Source organism: Staphylococcus sp. GDY8P47P (assembly GCF_016892225.1).
GTDB classification, from domain to species: Bacteria; Bacillota; Bacilli; order Staphylococcales; family Staphylococcaceae; genus Staphylococcus; species Staphylococcus borealis.
On the sequence record NZ_JAFENV010000020.1, the window covers coordinates 1 to 18,434 of the forward strand.

Here is an 18,434-nt window from a genome sequence, read left to right on the forward strand (position 1 = left end):
AAGTTGGGGTTCGGGGCCCCAGCAAAGAGAATTTCATAAAGAAATTCTACAAACAAAGCAAGCTGGGAGTGGACGACGAATTCAAAAGAATTCTGTCCCACTCCCCAATCTTAGTATGTTTTTTATTTATCTAGTACGTCAGATTTAATATTTTTATCATCTAGGAATTTTTGGATTTTATCTTGTTGTTTACCATTCACATCACCTGCATAATGCGTAGGCACATCGACGACATTAATTGTATTTTGAGGTTCATAATTAAGTTGCTCAATACTCTTATCTACATCCGCAATCGTACTATTTAAGGCGTGGAAGTAGTTAATAATTCGCTCCGTATTTTCTTTATAACCAGAAGGTAACGTATTGTTTTTTACGAAATTTTTGAAATGTATATCGTTTTTAACGGCCAAATTTGATAAGTTGCTAAGTTTTTTGGCTTGTTCATCCGTAACGTGTGTTTGACCTGTACTTTGACGGTCAATTTGGCTTTGCATTACATATTTATTATCTAAAATATCACTATTTACATCTAAATATTTTTTAATGGCTTTATTCATTTCATCTTCAGTTAGTTTTTGATTCTTTTTATCGGAAGTGAAAATATCGCTCTCTTTCAACGCTTTAGCATTTTTAGGTGCATTAACACCATTACTATGATGGTCTGTTGAATCATTATCCTCCTCAGGTGCACAAGCACTTAATGTTAGTAATAATGATAAAAAGAGACCTATTATTAAACTTTTCTTCATAGGTTTCTAAAATCTCCTTTATTAGTAACGCAACTATAATTTTACATAGTAATAGATTATCATTTATTGAAAAATAATTGAATGTTAAGTGCTTAAAATCACAATTATCTATGAACAATTTGTGGCATTTATCCATCTACATATTTTGTATTTCTACTATTGTATTACCTTTTGCAAACCAAAGTCTTAAATGAGTCCAAACCTGTTCTACTTGCTCGGTTAGTTTATCCTCGGGAATAGGGTACAGCATATCTCCTGCAATCATAACTTCAATAGCCATAATCGCTTCATCTAAGTCTGAAGATGAACGTAATTCGTGGAATAACATAGTCATATCCGTGTGTATCTCTTCTTTATCATCAGTAGTGAAGTAGTGTTTTATGAACGTTTTAAATTCTTTAATCACTTTGTCCGCTTTATAATATTCATGGACATCGAAAGAAAGTAACTCTTTTAATGTCTTTGGTTCATAATAATCAAGATCTAATGATTCAACATAAGTTGGGTCAATATAATGTGCCATTACTGGATGGACTAAATACCCTTGCTTAATAACTGTGAAGTGATGCATATTTAAAGATTGAATATGGAATTTAATTTCATTGCTTGATTTTGATGTGTTTAATAATCGTTTTAATAATTTTGAAACGAATTGCAGTGACACGACACCATATAAATTTGTTGCTGCAGTATAAAATCTAAATAAGGTAATTTCTTTATCACTTTTATTTTGATCCTTCATTTCGCTTATTTTATATTCAACATGTGCTTCTTTTAACAAATTATTAACACTATTCGTAAATGTAGAATCTAGAATTTCATCGCTTAATAATTTTTCTAAATCATGCTCATCGATGTTTTCAACGCCCATATCTATAAGTTTGTTAATATGATCGCTATTTACATCGAATAAAAGATTCAATTCTTCATCAATATAGTCATCTTCATCTAAGAAGGGGACGTCGTTATTAATAGTCAGTAAATCGGGCAAAAGATTATCTAACCCACCAATATCATTCACATATTGTGAAAAATGATTCATAACATCCTGTGGTATGATAATAACTTCGCTACGTATATCAAATCTTAAAATAAATAGATGTCTTTCTAAGACCTGGAAATCCATACTTAAGTATGCATTTAATGCATTGAAGTCATAATTCGTATTAACATTTTTACCAGATTTATATGTATCTACAAAGATATCTAGTATTCTACGGGGCATTCGTCCGAATTCCTGTTTTAAAATTGAAAAATCTCGGAAGAAAGCGTCATTTATTAAATCGATAATTGAGGCTTTTTTCTTATTAGAGAAACCTTTAATTTTATAAGAACGACAAATATCTTTTAGACTTTCCATATTATATTCAGCCATTTCCTCTTTAAGAGAAACGTTTTTATACTTTTCAATTGCTGTATATTGCCCATGAAGTTTCATAACATAATCTTCTTCTCTGATGGTTTTTGGTGGAAAATCAGGGTACTTTTTCTTTAAAACCACTTCGTTCAACATAGTTAGTATGAGATTATTTACGACAAACGTATCTTCTTTTACAAATGTAACAATGCCATATTTATAACAAATAGGTAACTTTTTTAATTTTCTCTTATTAATTAGAATGAGTGATTCACCATTTTTTAAAAAAGTACTAATATAATTTTTCTCAGATTGACTCATCTCATTGTAAAGTCGCGTTAATGTTTTAGGTTGTGAAGCGAGTTCAAACAACATATCGGCTTTGCTGTAATAAGATGGTGGATTTACAAGTTGCTTCAAGTTACTCGTTTGTTCCTCTGAAATTAGGGATAGTGATTCATGCATAAAGAAGACATCCAATGTTATTTATCTGTATAAGTTTAGATTATCATAGATAATATGAAAGTCATACAAAAACAGAGACCCTTACATGGGTCTCTGTTATATATGAAGATATTTGATAGGTTAAGTGATTGATAGGGATAAGAAGCAAGGTCATAAAGATCTTACACCTATCCTTAAATAGTAATTAATTTCTAATGATATAATCGAATGCATTTAATGCCGCATTGGCACCAGCACCCATAGAAATAATAATTTGTTTATTTTTTTGGTCAGTAACGTCACCAGCCGCAAATATACCTGGAACGTTTGTATTGTTATTACGATCAATAACAATTTCGCCACGGTTATTTAATTCTACTGCGTCACCAATCCAATGTGTGTTTGGTACTAATCCAATTTGTACGAAGATACCATCTAAGCTTAATTCTTTCATTTCGCCAGTAGTTAAATCTTCGTAACTAATACCAGTTACATGATCTTCACCTAATACTTCAGCAGTTCTTGCATTCGTGTGAATGTCTACGTTTGATAGTGAACGCAAACGATCTTGTAATACTGTGTCTGCTTTAAGTTCTGATGAATATTCAAATAAAGTAACATGTTTAACAATTCCTGCTAAGTCGATAGCAGCTTCAACACCAGAGTTTCCTCCACCGATAACTGCAACGTCTTTATTTTCGAATAAAGGACCATCACAGTGAGGGCAGAAAGCAACCCCTTTATTAATTAAACGATCTTCACCAGGAATGTTAAGCTTACGCCAACTTGCACCTGTTGAAATAATAGCAGTCTTAGTTTCTAAAACAGCATCATTTTCAAGTGTGACACGGATGGCTTGATCTGTCTTCTCAATATTAGTAGCACGGATGCCTGTCATTGTATCAATGTCATATTCATCAATGTGTGCTGCGAGATTAGCTGAGAATTGAGAACCTGTTGTTTCTTTTACAGTGATAAAGTTCTCGATACCAGCAGTATCATTAACTTGGCCACCAATACGGTCAGCAATAATACCAGTACGTAGTCCTTTACGAGCAGTGTAAATGGCTGCACTACCACTAGCTGGGCCACCACCGATGATTAAAACATCGTAAGGGTCTTTACCTTCGAATTCAGAAGCGTCTTGTGTACTGCCTAATTTAGTTAAGATATCTGAAATAGTCATACGTCCATTGCCAAATTCTTCACCATCTAAGAATACTGCAGGAACAGCCATGATATCTTCTGATTCTTCACGGAATACAGAACCATCAATCATCGTATGCGTGATATTAGGGTTAACAACACTCATTAGGTTTAATGCTTGAACAACATCAGGACATTTTTGACACGTTAAACTAACGTATGTCTCGAAGTTGTATTTACCTTCTAAACCTTTAATTTGATCAATGATAGATTGTTTCTCTTTAGGGGCACGACCACTAACTTGTAAAATTGCTAATACAAGTGAATTAAATTCATGACCTAAAGGAATTCCGGCAAATGTGACACCAGCTTCTTCATCAGGTTTGCTAACTGAGAAACTTGGCGTACGTTTTAAATCTTTTTCTACGATTGTAATGTGTTCAGACATTTCAGCGATTTCGTCTAAAAGTGCTTTAAGCTCTTTAGATTTATCATCAGAACCGATACTTGCTCTGAATTCTACATCGCCTTCCATAAGTCCTAAAAGTTGCTGTAATTGTTGTTTTAAATCAGCATTAAGCATTCTTTAATGCCTCCTTAAATTTTACCTACTAAGTCTAATCCTGGTTGTAATGATTCAGAACCTTCTTCCCATTTAGCTGGGCAAACTTCACCTGGATGTTGACGTACGTATTGAGCGGCTTTGATTTTATTTACTAATGTGCTTGCGTCACGGCCAATACCATCTGCATTGATTTCAGCTGCTTGAACAACGCCGTCTGGGTCAATAATGAATGTACCACGTTGAGCTAATCCAAGTTCTTCGTCTAATACGTCGAAGTTACGAGTGATTGTTTGTGAAGGGTCACCAATCATTTGATATTGGATTTTGCTGATAGCATCTGAATGATCATGCCAAGCTTTGTGTACGAAATGTGTATCAGTTGATACTGAGAATACATTTACACCTAAGTCTTGTAATTTGTCATATTGGTTTTGTAAATCTTCTAATTCAGTTGGACATACGAATGAGAAGTCAGCTGGGTAGAAACATACGACACTCCAAGAACCTTTTAAATCATCTTGGCTTACTTCTTTGAATTCGTCATTTTTAGGATCATAAGCTTGCGCTGTGAATGGTAAAATTTCTTTATTGATTAAAGACATAACTTAAATTCCTCCTGATTATCGTGAATATTAATTAGAACTACATAATAATAATTGCTTGTTTATAATAATTCTAATTTCTTAAGTATTATTATTACATGCTATTTCTTATTCGTCAACTTAATGCACTTATAAGTGATAAAATGCTGTTTTAACATTGTTTGAACAGGTTTTTTAACACGTCGTTAAGAAAATGAAGAAGTGATTAAGTTTTAGTTTTTAATTTGAAAAATAGGTGTTATCATTTCTTCTGAATATCAATTAACCTTTTTCATTCTCAACTAAACATATATTTTTAATCATGCAAAATAAAATAAATATAAAAAGAACGGAATAGAAACCACATATAGTATGAAGATTTCATTGTTCCGTTCAATAATAATGAATAGGGTGTATAAATAATTTATTTAAGACTCAGGATAATGTTGGAACGTATGTTTAATCAATGACTTTAACTGTGACTGATCCTACTTTGTCATAGTCAGCAGTATACGTACCTTCTTCTAAATTTAAAGGAGAAATAAAGGTTCCAGAAGAAATAAATTGTCCTCTTTTTAAAGATTTGCCATGAGAATGTAATTTTTTATTTAACCATTTCACGGATTCAATAGGGTTTCCAAGCACTTCACTAGAGTGACCAGTTTCAATTTGCTGATTATCTTTGAATAATTTTAAATTAATAACTGCGAATGCTTCATAATCGAGAGGTGTGATGCGTTCGCCCACTACGATGAGTCCTGTAGCAGTATTATCAGAAATCAAGTCACCTAGAGTAAAATTAGGGAACCAATCTTTATAACGTGCATCTGGAATTTCGATTCCTGGTGCGATTTTCACACTTTCTAATATAGTTTGCGTGTCAGCATCTTCAGGTAAGTCAGCAGTTAATTCAAAAATAATTTCAGGTTCTAATAGTGGCGCAAATAATGTAGTGAGTGATACGCCATGACCATTTTCTACAACTTGATGAGATAAAATTGTACCGTAAGCTGGTTCGTTAGTATTAGCGATGGCTTGAGTTGCAGCACTTGTCATACTTACTTTATAACCTTTGATAGGGACCTGCTTCTCAGCTTGAATTTGCTGAATAAGATCATCTTGTGTTTGATAAGCTTCAGGTTCAGTAAGCGTGTGTGTGTTACTTACAAATTCAATAGGTTCCTTTGATATATATGCTTGAAATAAGGCGTTTGATACTTCTTTATTTGCTTGGCTCATGCTATCTCTCCTTAAATATCTGAAAATTGTTACTATTATGATAACTATAAAATGACCATCATGCAAATGGTTTATGAGAGATAAGTAATTCTTTATAAAAGCAAAATAAAAAATAAATTGTTACGATGTAGTCAATAGGATTGAAGGAGTGGATACAATGACAGACTATGTTTACGATTTAATGAAAAAACACCATTCAGTAAGACAATTTAAAGATAAACCGCTAAGTGATGACACAGTTAGAAAGTTGGTAGAAGCAGGTCAGAGTGCATCAACGTCTAGTTATTTACAAACATACTCAATCATTGGTGTAGAAGACCTAAACATTAAAGAACAATTAAAAGAAGTATCAGGCCAGCCATATGTTGTGGATAATGGCTATTTATTTGTCTTTGTTTTAGATTATTATCGTCACAATTTAATCAATGAAACTGTTGATTTTGACATGCAAACTTCTTTTGAATCAGCAGAAGGGTTGTTAGTAGGTGCAATCGATGTGGCTTTAGTGTCTGAAAATATGGCTTTGGCTGCAGAAGATATGGGTTATGGTATTGTTTATTTAGGTTCACTACGAAATGATGTTGGTCGTGTTAAAGAAATTTTAGATTTACCTGAATATGCATTTCCATTATTTGGAATGGCTGTGGGAGAACCGGCAGAGGGCGAGAATGGTGCACCTAAGCCACGTTTACCGCTTGATCATGTATTCCATAAAAATGTTTATAATAGTAATGCGAAAGAACAAAGAGAAGCAATTCAAAAATATGATGAGACAGTTAGTAACTATTATAAAGAACGAACGAATGGAAAACGCCAAGAAACATGGTCAGAACAAGTCGCTGGGTTCTTAAGTGGAAAAACACGTTTAGATATGTTAGAAGAATTGAATAAATCAGGATTAATGAAGAAATAATCGAGTTTTAATAAAGAAAGCGTAGCTAACGATTACAATGGTTTGAAATAAACATAGTAACGTTTGAGCTACGCTTTTTAAAATATGAATTAATTTGTTGATAAATCTCCATATTCGTTTGAGTTAAACTTATCTTTGTCCATATTACCAGTCAGCTTAGCTGTACCAGTACCTGCTAATATTGAATCATTAACGTTCAATGCAGTACGTCCCATATCGATGATGGGTTCGATTGAGATAAGTACCCCTGCAAGTGCTACTGGAAGGTTTAACGTTGATAATACGAGGATAGATGCAAATGTTGCACCACCACCGACACCAGCTACACCAAATGAACTGATAATAACAACGCCAATTAAAGTAAGTATAAATGGTAGATCAATATCTACGTTTGCAACTGGTGCTACCATGATTGCTAGCATCGCAGGATAAATACCTGCACAACCATTTTGACCTATGGATAAGCCAAATGATGCTGAGAAATTAGCAATCCCATCTGGTACACCTAATCGTTGCGTTTGCGTTTGAATGTTTAATGGTAATGCACCCGCACTTGAACGAGAAGTGAATGCGAATACAAGCACTTCGAATGTTTTCTTAACGTAACGAACTGGATTGATACCCATAATTGCTAATAATATTAAATGGATAATGTACATTGTGATTAATGCTGCATATGATGCAATCATAAATTTACCTAATGTCCATATCGCTTGGAAATCACTTGTAGCGATTGTTGATGCCATAATCGCAATGATACCGTATGGTGTGAGTCTTAATACAAATGTCACGATAGACATGACCAATGAGTAAATTGCATCGATACCACGTTTTAATAAACTACCACTTTCCGGTTGTTTGCGAGCCACACGTAAATAAGCAAAGCCTACGAAAATTGCAAAGATAACCACTGCAATTGTAGATGTTGTTCTCTGACCAGTGAAATCTAAGAATGGATTACTTGGTAATAATTCTAGAATTTGTTGTGGTAACGTATTAGCAGTTATATCTTTCGCTTGATTACTAATTTCGCTGCCTCTTGAATTTTCTGCACTGCCTAAATCAATGCTTGAGGCATCGAGGCCAAATACAATGGCATAAAAAATTCCTACAATAGCAGCAATAGCTACAGTCCCAATTAAAAACATAAAAATATAAGTACCGATTTTAGCGAATTTATCACCAATTTGTATTTTACTGAATGCTGATACGATTGAAATGAAAATCAGTGGCATTACAATCATCTGTAGTAATGCAACATAGCCGTCTCCTACAATACTGAACCAATCTGTAGTTGTTTCAAGTACTTTAGAGTTGGCACCATAAATGAGATGTAAAGCAATTCCAAACACGATACCCAATCCTAATGCGGTAAATACTCTTTTAGGAAATGAGACGTGTTTTTTAGCCATTATAAATAACCCAATTAAGAATACGATCATAATGACAATATTAATAGCTGTAAAAAAAGTCCCCATAATGAATCTCCTTATAATATTCTAATTCCGACATACTTTATAAGGATAATACTATTTATTTTATATTTCAATACTTTGAAATAAAAAGCATAAATTATAAGTTTTTGAAAAGACGCAATAGCTAATTAAATTAAAATAATTTAAAGTTTTAAATTATTAATCATATAAAAAAGGGTGAGGCAGTGGATTCAAAATGAATGCTGTCTCACCCTTATATTAATAGTATTGTAACAAATTGATAGTGTCACAACTGTTCGCTTTATTTGAAAGATTTATAAGTTAAATAATCGTGCAAAGAAACCTTTCTTTTCATCGTTAGGTCTACCAAGAGGAGATGACTGAGCTTGCGTCGTAATATCCTCTTTTAATGTATCGATAGATTGTTGATTTTTATCATTAATTTCTTTAACTAAATCATTTTTAGTGTATTCAGATTGCTCTTTTTGAGCCGTTTGAATGGCTTCTTGAGCATTTTGAATAGCTAATAATGATTGATTATTAACATCTAATTTTTCAGTGATTTGATTTTGAAGTTCTTTTAATTCTGTTTGTTGTTGATGCACTTGACTGATCATTTGACCAAGCATTTGACGTTCTTCACGCATTTTTTGAATTTCTGTACGTAATTCTTCTACTAATTGCGTAGCGCTTTGATCCGCAGGTAATTGTTCATTGTCTTCTTTAACAATGACTTGTAAAAAGTCTTTTTCCTTTTCAAGCTCTTCAAAAGCTAAATCATAACTATTTGTTTGTTTTACTTTTTCAGCGATATCTTGGAAAAGTTCAATATCTTCTTCTTTAAAATCAGTAGCTTCACGGCCACGATATTCAGTCTTACTAAGTTGATAGCCACGTTCTTCTAAATGTTGGACTATTTTACGGACTTGTTTTTCACTTAGTTCGACACGCTGAGCGAATTCTTTGGTTAACATAGCTGAAAGTCCTTTCGTTCATTGATTTATGTACACTGACGTTTGTCTTCTGTCAGTGAAACGTCAGTCTAACCTCGACTATTAGTTTAACCCTTTATATCGCTCATTTCAAGTGTTCCTAGTGTGGTAGGCGTAAATTCATTTTTACTAATAAAGGATAGATAATATCCCGTGAAATACCATTAGCAAATACATATTTTAAAATATAATTTGATTTCACACTTGCTGGGTATATATCTTTAGTTAATTCTATATTTGATTTAATGAATAGATCTACTTTAAAAGGCGATTCAATTTTAGAATAATTTGGATGTATATAATCAATTTCACTTTGTCTATCAAAGCCATTAGATAGCAATAATTGTTGGCGTTGAGTGACTGCTTGTTGATTAATGTCTTGTAATGAGTGGTCTGTTTTAGGGACTTCAACCATTACAAAATTAATATCACGAGCATGCACCTTATTAGAAAGTAGGTTTAATTGATGCTCAATTTCTTGTAGTGTGCTAACGAGGACATCTTCATAATCTGAAGTGTTATTCGCAATTAAGTGTATTAAAAAGGCTGAATTTGTTGTTGCTTCATAATGTGCCGTCGCTAAACTAATGATTTCATCATCTCGTATGCCCACGAGAAAAGTATAATCATTTTCTGTTTTATTATTTTTTAAGGATCGCTCAATAATATAGCTATCTTCATAAAAATTTACATCTAGTTGTTGATTATAAAAAGCGATTGCTTTGTCATAATACGCATCTTTAATTGATTGAATCACGTGAAATTTCATAATCTCACCCCCACGAATATTTGTTTAAGTATAGCATATTTAGATAATAAGACGTCATTAATAAAACGTTATGAGACGAAAAAAGGCCGTAAGATAAACGCACTACTATAGCGCATCTTACGGCTTCAAAGTTTAAATCCAATCGTGATTATGATTTTGGACCTTTAGATTCATTCGCATAATGTGTGATATCAATTTCTTCGTAAGCTGAGTTATTTTGTTCAACTTCGTCATGTGAAGATTTATCTTTGTTAGCAACTACTAAAAATTTGCCGTCTAAGATTTCTTTTTTGTATTTTTCTTTTTGATCCTCAGATAAATCATAACGAGCTAAAACAGCTTCTTCACCGTCTTCGCCAGTTAATAATTTAGACATGCGATCACTAAATGAACCACTTGTGGCAATTAAAGTCACTTGAGAATCATGTAAATCATCTAAGTGTAATTTACTTTTACTTACAACGACTAATTCATTTTCTGAATATCCTTCAGCTTTTTTCTTTTGTACAACGTTATAAATCTCATCTTGTTTATCTAATACGGTAAAATCTGCCATATTAATCGCCCTCCATCTTTTCGTCCTACTTTTAATAAAAATATACCCTTAAGAATAGTTATAAAACGCAACTATAGTTATTATATAATTAATTAAGAAGTGTTTACAAATAGTGTTGAGCAATATTTAGTTAAACGCTTACACGACAAAATATTATTGTGAAAGGGCTTATAACCATTTCTATGATATTGAAAATCAAGCAAAAGTTTGCTATTATCGTAAAATAATTTATATCACTCATATAATCTAAAGAATATGGCTTTAGAAGTTTCTACCATGTTGCCACAAACGACATGACTATGGGTTCAGAATCAATACATAAAATGGACGATGTTTATTTAAATGACTATCTAGAAATACTGTATAAGGTTGTTTCACTTTGGAGGTTGTATATTCATTCACTTCATCCTATGAGATCAAACAAATTTAAAATTATAAAGTGTTTAAAGAAGAATACATTTAAATTTACGACTTCTTGAAATCTTAAAATGATATGTATTGCCTGTTCGCTCATGGATCCTGAAACTTTCTCGTGAAGTTTGAGGCTTTTTTTGTATACAAATTTAGGAGGTTTTGACGTGGAATCGCTTAGACAGAAAGTCAAAGAAGATGGCGTAGTAATTGATGAAAAAATATTAAAAGTTGATGGTTTTTTAAATCATCAAATCGATGCAAAACTAATGCATGAAGTAGGCAAAACATTTTATGAGCAATTTAAAGATAAAGGTGTCACTAAGATTTTAACAATCGAGGCATCAGGCATTGCTCCAGCTATTATGGCGGCATTACATTTTGATGTCCCATGCTTATTCGCTAAAAAAGCGAAACCAAGTACGTTGAAAGATGGTTTTTATAGTACGGATATCCATTCCTTTACAAAAAACAAAACAAGTACAGTGATTGTCTCAGAAGAATTTCTAGATGAGAATGATACAGTTTTAATCATTGATGATTTCTTAGCAAATGGCGATGCATCACTAGGATTATATGATATTGCACAACAAGCTAAAGCTAAAACAGTTGGTATTGGCATTGTTGTTGAGAAAAGTTTCCAAGATGGCAGACAAAGATTAGAAGAGGCAGGTTTAAATGTGTCTTCATTATGTAAAGTAGCCTCGTTACAAGGCAACCAAGTGACTTTACTAGGTGAAAATGAATGAAGACGTTCATTTTAAGTTTACAACACTTATTAGCAATGTACGCCGGTGCAATCTTAGTACCAATCATCGTTGGTACGAGTTTAAAGTTTACACCAGAACAAATTGCGTATTTAGTCACAGTGGATGTTTTCATGTGTGGTGTGGCAACATTTTTACAAGCTAACAAAGTAACAGGTACAGGCTTACCCATTGTACTAGGATGTACGTTTACTGCAGTTGCACCTATGATTTTAATCGGTCAAACGAAGGGTCTGGATGTGCTATATGGTTCATTATTTATATCAGGTATTTTAGTTGTCATTATTGCACCATTCTTCTCTTACTTAGTTAAGTTCTTTCCACCTGTTGTAACAGGAAGCGTGGTTACAATCATTGGTATCAATTTAATGCCAGTTGCAATGAACTATTTAGCTGGTGGAGAAGGCGCTAAAGACTATGGAAATCCTAAAAATTTAATTTTAGGTGGCGTTACACTTATCATTATTCTTATCTTGCAAAGATTTACAAAAGGGTTCTTAAAATCCATTGCGATTTTAATCGGACTGGTTGCAGGAACAATATTGGCCAATCTGCTTGGTTTAGTAGATATTAAGCAAGTGGGAGAAGCCCATTGGTTAGGCATTCCTCAACCATTTCGTTTTTCTGGTTTCGGTTTTGATTTAGGTGCAATACTGGTATTTACGATTGTAGCAATCGTAAGTTTAATAGAATCGACTGGTGTATATCATGCGCTAAGTGAAATTACTGGCAAAAAATTAGAAAGGAAAGATTTTCGTAAGGGTTACACTGCGGAAGGTCTTGCTATTGTATTAGGATCAATCTTTAATTCATTTCCTTACACGGCATATTCACAAAATGTTGGGTTAGTATCTTTATCAGGTGCGAAGAAGAATAAAGTGATTTACGGTATGGTAGTTTTACTACTCATTTGTGGTTGTATTCCTAAATTAGGTGCTTTAGCTAATATCATTCCATTACCTGTATTAGGCGGTGCAATGATTGCGATGTTTGGTATGGTGATGGCTTACGGTGTTAGTATTTTAGGTCATATTGATTTTAAGAATCAAAATAATTTATTAATCATTGCTGTATCTGTAGGATTGGGTACAGGTATTAGTGCAGTACCACAAGCGTTTAAAGCTTTAGGTGAGCAATTTGCATGGCTAACTCAAAACGGTATTGTATTAGGCGCGATTTCCGCAATTATTCTTAATTTCTTTTTTAATGGTATAAAGTATAAACAAAGCGAAGAAAATGTGAAATAATAGAAGTAACTATATATAAAAATGGAGGCTGTATTATCAATGTGGGAAAATAAGTTTGCTAAAGAATCTTTGACGTTTGACGATGTTTTATTAATTCCAGCAGCATCAGATGTGTTACCTAGTGATGCGGATCTTAGTGTTGAATTATCAGAACGAATTAAATTAAATATTCCAGTTATATCAGCTGGTATGGATACAGTAACCGAGTCTAAAATGGCAATTGCAATGGCACGTCAAGGTGGTCTAGGTGTCATTCATAAAAATATGGGCATCGAAGAACAAGCTGAAGAAGTTCAAAAAGTTAAACGTTCAGAAAACGGTGTTATCACAAATCCATTCTATCTAACACCTGATGAAAGTGTATATGAAGCAGAGGCGTTGATGGGTAAATACCGTATTTCAGGTGTACCAATTGTGAGTGATAAAGAATCAAGAGCATTAGTAGGTATTTTAACGAATCGTGATTTACGTTTTATAGAAGATTTTTCAATCAAGATTTCTGATGTGATGACTAAAGAAAACTTAATTACAGCTCCTGTAGGCACAACATTGGATGAAGCCGAAACAATTCTACAAGAACATAAAATTGAAAAATTACCTTTAGTGGAAAATGGCCGTTTAGAAGGTTTAATTACAATTAAAGATATTGAAAAAGTCCTTGAATTCCCTCATGCAGCTAAAGATGCGCATGGTCGTTTGCTCGCTGCAGCAGCTATTGGGACATCTAAAGATACAGAAATTCGCGCTCAAAAATTAGTCGAAGCTGGGGTAGATGCATTAATTATCGATACAGCACACGGTCATTCTAGTGGCGTGATTCAAGAAGTTAAGAAAATGAAAGAAACATATCCTGAAGTTACTATCATCGCTGGTAATGTAGCGACTGCTGAGGCAACACGTGCATTATTCGAAGCTGGTGCTGACGTAGTTAAAGTTGGTATTGGACCAGGCTCAATTTGTACAACACGTGTCGTAGCAGGTGTAGGTGTACCTCAAATTACAGCGATTTATGATTGTGCAACGGAAGCACGTAAATTTGGAAAAGCAATCATAGCAGATGGCGGTATTAAATTCTCTGGTGATATTATTAAAGCGTTAGCAGCTGGTGGACATGCAGTAATGCTAGGAAGCTTATTAGCTGGTACTGAAGAAAGCCCAGGTGCCACTGAAGTATTCCAAGGTAGACAGTATAAAGTGTACCGAGGCATGGGTTCTTTAGGCGCAATGGAAAAAGGATCAAATGACCGTTACTTCCAAGAAGACAAATCTCCTAGAAAATTTGTCCCTGAAGGTATTGAAGGTCGTACAGCTTACAAAGGTCCATTACAAGATACAATTTACCAACTTATGGGTGGCGTAAGAGCTGGTATGGGTTATACAGGTTCACCTGACTTGAAAACATTACGTGACGAAGCACAATTCACACGTATGGGTCCTGCTGGTTTAGCAGAAAGTCATCCACATAATGTACAAATTACTAAAGAATCACCTAACTACTCATTTTAAAATGAACGTAGTGTGATGATGGCAGTTTGTTAGAAAGAATGGGGAGCACTTTTCAATTCAAATATGTTTGTCTCAGAGTTTGTTCACTTTAAAACATAATCTTGGAGCAATACATGTGGAAAGTGTCTCTCTATTATTTACATAAAATTCAATTTAAAGGAGATCCACAATTATGGAAATGGCTCAAGAGCAAGAGTTGATTCTTGTCTTAGACTTTGGTAGTCAATATAACCAATTGATTACACGTCGTATTCGTGAAATGGGCGTCTACAGTGAATTACACGATCATGAAATTTCAATTGAAGAAATCAAACGTATGAATCCGAAAGGTATCATCCTTTCAGGTGGTCCAAACTCAGTTTATGAGGAAGGTTCATTTACAATTGACCCTGACATTTATAATTTAGGTATTCCTGTACTTGGTATTTGTTATGGTATGCAGTTGACGACGAAACTTTTAGGCGGAAAAGTTGAACGCGCTAACGAACGTGAGTATGGAAAAGCAATAATTAATGCGAAATCAGATGATTTATTCTTCGGTTTACCATCTGAACAAACAGTATGGATGAGTCATTCTGATAAAGTGATTGAAATTCCAGAAGGATTTGAAGTTATCGCGGATAGTCCAAGTACAAGTTATGCAGCAATTGAAGACAAAGAACGCCGAATTTACGGTGTTCAATTCCACCCTGAAGTACGTCATACAGAATACGGTAATGATTTATTAAGAAACTTTGTGCGTCGTGTATGTGAATGTACGGGCGAATGGACAATGGAAAACTTTATTGAAATTGAAATTGAAAAAATTCGTAACCGTGTTGGCAATCGTAAAGTCTTATGTGCGATGAGTGGTGGTGTAGATTCATCAGTTGTAGCAGTCTTATTACATAAAGCGATTGGCGATCAATTAACATGTATCTTTGTTGACCATGGATTACTTCGTAAAGGCGAAGGGGACATGGTTATGGAACAATTTGGTGAAGGTTTCGACATGAATATTATTCGTGTGAATGCACAAGAGCGTTTCATGGATAAATTAAAAGGTGTATCTGATCCAGAACAAAAGCGTAAGATTATTGGTAATGAATTTGTATACGTGTTTGATGATGAAGCGGCTAAATTAACAGATGTTGATTTCTTAGCACAAGGTACACTTTATACTGATGTCATTGAATCAGGCACTAAAACAGCGCAAACAATTAAATCGCACCATAACGTAGGTGGATTACCAGAAGATATGGAATTTGAACTTATTGAGCCTATCAATACATTATTCAAAGACGAAGTACGCGCTTTAGGTATTGAATTAGGTATTCCTGAACATTTAGTTTGGAGACAGCCATTCCCAGGTCCAGGTTTAGGTATCCGTGTGTTAGGTGAAATTACAGAAGATAAATTAGAAATTGTACGTGAATCAGATGCGATTTTACGTGAGGTTGTACGTGAAGAAGGTCTTGAAAGAGACATTTGGCAATACTTCACAGTTCTTCCTGGCATTCAATCTGTAGGTGTAATGGGAGATTATCGTACGTATGACCATACTGTAGGTATCCGTGCAGTAACATCTATCGACGGTATGACAAGTGACTTCGCCCGCATTGATTGGGAAGTCTTACAAAAAATCTCAAGCCGTATTGTAAATGAAGTAGATCACGTCAACCGCGTAGTCTATGACATTACGTCTAAGCCACCAAGCACTATTGAGTGGGAATAGAATATATGAATGATAAAACCCTTTAACCACAATGGTTAGAGGGTTGTTTTTATGCTTTGAATTTAGAAAAAAGGGCAGAAAAAGGGCAAAGTGTGAGGAAAAGTAGTTATTATGTATCTTTTTTTGATTGTCTATTTCTATTTATGTATTTTTCGTCACATGTCCTACGCCCATCAATATGTAACGAAAGACTATCTCTTATGTCTGCACCTAGCGAATCGAGTACGAAGTCGATTCCTTCGGTTCTCGCTAACTTTGCAGCAGGTACAAAGTCACTATCTCCTGCAATTAAAACGATTTTATCTACTAGCTTTTTATAAGATAAGGTGGCAATATCTAACCCGATTTTCATGTCTACACCTTTTTGAACTAATGATAATGCAAAGTCCTTCTCGTCTAATTCATTTATTTCTTTACTGCCTTTCATTAATTTTTTAGTGCTAGTATGTTTGAGATTATAATGCACAGTAGCCTCGTTTAACTCTCCTAATCTCAATGCTACTTTACGTTTTTTTGATATCTCTTTAAAAAAATCTTCGGTCGATTGCTTGGTTTCGCTTTTAGTAAAGTCGATATTCGTTTGTGTTAATGGGTGGAACACTTGTTTATCAATAGGCGGACAATCATAATAAAAAATTCTATATAAGTCTGCATATTTTTCTATTCCAAAATGTGTTTCTTTTAAATGTCGATTACAGTATTTATATAACTCATCTGCTCTTTCTTTTGCTGTAACTTTTCCAAATACATTTTGACTTCTTTTTCGATAGTATCCTCCATCGACTAGTACGGCTATTTTCATCAATAATTTCCCCTTATAATAAAAAATCATACAAAAAACCCATGATTTCGCTCATCCCCTTATGGTGGGGTGTCTACTCTCATGGGTTGAGTTAACTTATTTGTAGATAAATATTAGCACCTTTAATGATAAGAGTCAACAATTTATCTCCCAACCATTTCTAATTTATTCATTATGTCTTTATCCATCTGTTCGGTAACATGGCTGTATATCTGTAATGTAGTTTTGGGGTCTGTATGACCTACACGATCCATTATTGCACGCAGTGACACGCCTAGTTGAGATAATAATGATATATGGCTATGACGCATGGTGTGGCTTGTCACGTGCTTTTCTATCCCTATATTTTGTGTAGCGGTTTGTATGTTTCTATTAATTGATGTAAGAGGGAGAGGGGTGCTCTATGACTTGTGAAAATAAAGCCCCTATCCACATACATGTTTTCCCATTGAACTGCTTCCTTATTTTCTAACATAACCTTACGTAAAATATCACAACTTCTAGTAGTTAAAGATGTAGTACGATAAGATGACGCAGTTTTTGAGATATCTTTGAAACCTATTTTGTTACCATCTTTGCGCCAGTGTATAGTGCCATCAATGACAAGTTTCTTATTTTAAAAATCAATATTATCGGGTTGAAATGCTAAGAGTTCGCCAATACGCATGCCATTTAATGCTTGAAATTCAACTATGTAAGCAGTAAATAAGTATGATCTTTTTATACAACTAGCATGCTTTTTATTTGCTATACGCTTTAATTCTTCAACAATAGTTAGAACTTCAGCCATTTCTAAATAATTCTCACGTTTACCTTTAACTTCTTTGCTTGTAGGCGCTTTTTTAGGCATTACAACATCATCTATGTATGATATATCAGTGATGTTATATTTCTTTTAATGTGAGCCACTTTATAAATTTTAGTAGTAATAGTTGACTGTTTAGATCCAGATATTAACTTAACCACTCATCACATGCAGCATGAAAAGTTAACGTTTTAAGGTTAGTAGATGTCTTGTCATTTAACTTTGCTATTATACGCTCATTTAAGCGTTTTTGAGCCTCTTTTTGTGACTGTTTACCAAGCACTACGCTAGTATGTCGCCATTTATTTGTGAGTGGATCTTTATACTTTTCATAATAGCGATATTGTACTTCGCCATGCTTATTAGTAAATTTTTCATGTCACATGTGAGTATATCTCCTAGAATAGAAAGGGTAGACGTGCTACCCTAAATTTA

The 18,434-nt window shown here is 33.9% G+C and carries 14 protein-coding genes, 2 pseudogenes and 1 riboswitch; of the genes and pseudogenes, 5 read left to right on the forward strand and 11 right to left on the reverse strand.

All coding sequences use genetic code 11. The annotated features are described in order from the left end of the window. Positions 1–122: 122 nt before the first annotated feature. The 5 genes from JVV30_RS08955 to JVV30_RS08975 all read right to left on the reverse strand — a co-directional run bounded on the left by JVV30_RS08955 (position 123) and on the right by JVV30_RS08975 (position 6,081). On the reverse strand, positions 123–749 hold the full coding sequence (locus tag JVV30_RS08955; RefSeq protein ID WP_204194017.1) for an NDxxF motif lipoprotein: 627 nt from the start codon (positions 747–749) through the stop codon (positions 123–125). Between the two features lie 136 nt (positions 750–885). After that, positions 886–2,571, reverse strand: a complete 1,686-nt coding sequence (locus tag JVV30_RS08960) for a hypothetical protein (protein ID WP_070855669.1) — start codon at positions 2,569–2,571, stop codon at positions 886–888. A 184-nt stretch (positions 2,572–2,755) separates the two neighbouring features. Continuing rightward, positions 2,756–4,279, reverse strand: a complete 1,524-nt coding sequence (gene ahpF / locus JVV30_RS08965; protein ID WP_053030265.1) for an alkyl hydroperoxide reductase subunit F — start codon at positions 4,277–4,279, stop codon at positions 2,756–2,758. A gap of 14 nt (positions 4,280–4,293) precedes the next feature. Continuing rightward, complete coding sequence (ahpC, locus tag JVV30_RS08970; RefSeq protein ID WP_053030264.1) at positions 4,294–4,863, reverse strand: alkyl hydroperoxide reductase subunit C; 570 nt, start codon at positions 4,861–4,863, stop codon at positions 4,294–4,296. Positions 4,864–5,301: 438 nt separating this feature from the next. After that, positions 5,302–6,081 (reverse strand): 2-keto-4-pentenoate hydratase, encoded by a 780-nt coding sequence (locus JVV30_RS08975; RefSeq protein ID WP_070855670.1) that lies wholly within the window; start codon positions 6,079–6,081, stop codon positions 5,302–5,304. A gap of 157 nt (positions 6,082–6,238) precedes the next feature. Here JVV30_RS08975 and JVV30_RS08980 point away from each other — a divergent pair, with 157 nt between their 5' ends. Next, positions 6,239–6,994 (forward strand): NADPH-dependent oxidoreductase, encoded by a 756-nt coding sequence (locus tag JVV30_RS08980; protein WP_070855671.1) that lies wholly within the window; start codon positions 6,239–6,241, stop codon positions 6,992–6,994. A gap of 89 nt (positions 6,995–7,083) precedes the next feature. Here the strand turns inward: JVV30_RS08980 and JVV30_RS08985 are convergent, their stop codons facing one another. The 4 genes and pseudogenes from JVV30_RS08985 to JVV30_RS09000 all read right to left on the reverse strand — a co-directional run bounded on the left by JVV30_RS08985 (position 7,084) and on the right by JVV30_RS09000 (position 10,747). Further along, the gene (locus JVV30_RS08985; protein ID WP_204194019.1) at positions 7,084–8,472 is read right to left on the reverse strand and encodes an L-cystine transporter; all 1,389 of its coding nucleotides are present in this window, start codon (positions 8,470–8,472) and stop codon (positions 7,084–7,086) included. Between the two features lie 428 nt (positions 8,473–8,900). Next, positions 8,901–9,404 (reverse strand): annotated as a pseudogene (locus tag JVV30_RS08990) (DNA-binding protein); the annotation flags it as partial. 118 nt (positions 9,405–9,522) lie between these two features. Then, entirely contained in the window at positions 9,523–10,191 is a 669-nt protein-coding gene (locus tag JVV30_RS08995; protein WP_204194021.1) for a hypothetical protein, read from the reverse strand. Between the two features lie 148 nt (positions 10,192–10,339). Continuing rightward, entirely contained in the window at positions 10,340–10,747 is a 408-nt protein-coding gene (locus JVV30_RS09000; protein WP_053030258.1) for a general stress protein, read from the reverse strand. A 217-nt stretch (positions 10,748–10,964) separates the two neighbouring features. Beyond that, positions 10,965–11,067, forward strand: a riboswitch (purine riboswitch). A gap of 258 nt (positions 11,068–11,325) precedes the next feature. Here JVV30_RS09000 and xpt point away from each other — a divergent pair. The 4 genes from xpt (at position 11,326) to guaA (ending at position 16,392) form a co-directional block, all read left to right on the forward strand. Then, on the forward strand, positions 11,326–11,907 hold the full coding sequence (xpt, locus tag JVV30_RS09005; RefSeq protein ID WP_053030257.1) for a xanthine phosphoribosyltransferase: 582 nt from the start codon (positions 11,326–11,328) through the stop codon (positions 11,905–11,907). After that, positions 11,904–13,172 (forward strand): xanthine permease PbuX, encoded by a 1,269-nt coding sequence (pbuX, locus tag JVV30_RS09010; RefSeq protein ID WP_053030256.1) that lies wholly within the window; start codon positions 11,904–11,906, stop codon positions 13,170–13,172. Before xpt ends, pbuX begins: the two co-directional genes overlap by 4 nt. A 39-nt stretch (positions 13,173–13,211) precedes the next feature. Next, positions 13,212–14,678 (forward strand): IMP dehydrogenase, encoded by a 1,467-nt coding sequence (gene guaB, locus JVV30_RS09015; RefSeq protein WP_053030255.1) that lies wholly within the window; start codon positions 13,212–13,214, stop codon positions 14,676–14,678. Positions 14,679–14,850: 172 nt separating this feature from the next. Continuing rightward, positions 14,851–16,392, forward strand: a complete 1,542-nt coding sequence (gene guaA, locus JVV30_RS09020; RefSeq protein WP_053030254.1) for a glutamine-hydrolyzing GMP synthase — start codon at positions 14,851–14,853, stop codon at positions 16,390–16,392. Between the two features lie 109 nt (positions 16,393–16,501). On the opposite strand, the gene JVV30_RS09025 is transcribed toward guaA, so the two are convergent. Together JVV30_RS09025 and JVV30_RS09030 are read right to left on the reverse strand one after the other, a co-directional pair. Beyond that, positions 16,502–17,194, reverse strand: coding sequence for an NYN domain-containing protein (locus tag JVV30_RS09025; RefSeq protein WP_176747935.1), 693 nt, complete (start codon positions 17,192–17,194; stop codon positions 16,502–16,504). 143 nt (positions 17,195–17,337) lie between these two features. Next, a pseudogene (locus tag JVV30_RS09030) lies at positions 17,338–18,378 on the reverse strand (tyrosine-type recombinase/integrase); the annotation flags it as partial. Between the last annotated feature and the right edge of the window lie 56 nt (positions 18,379–18,434).